Consider the following 292-nt stretch of genomic DNA (forward strand, 5'->3'; position numbering starts at 1 on the left):
AGTTAATCAGTCAGATAAAACACGAAATAAAGAATCGAGCGGCATGGCAGCTGCAACCGGCCAGCCATTTACAATCCAGATGATGCTGAAGTCCGGCACATCGTCCTGATATATGACGATCTCCTCCACGCCAGCTGGCGGGTCAAAGTCGTGGCGTTTCGCGCCTGGCATGTCATCAGTGACAGCAAAAACCCAGCAGAGAGTGTCAGTGGCCTGGGCATCCGTCAGGGGCGTGTCTTTACCCCCCATCTTCCTGGAAGATTCGGGAGCGGCGGTTTTGCCGTTGACGTTT

Annotated in this window: 1 protein-coding gene; it reads right to left on the reverse strand. The window is 54.1% G+C overall.

What is annotated here, in order from left to right:
* Window positions 1-6: 6 nt before the first annotated feature.
* Window positions 7-292 (reverse strand): hypothetical protein (locus tag IAE50_RS25780; protein WP_234467366.1); only part of this gene is annotated, 286 nt, incomplete at its 5' end.

The sequence above is a fragment of the Kosakonia sp. S42 genome (assembly GCF_016624785.1).
Taxonomy (GTDB): domain Bacteria; phylum Pseudomonadota; class Gammaproteobacteria; order Enterobacterales; family Enterobacteriaceae; genus Kosakonia; species Kosakonia cowanii.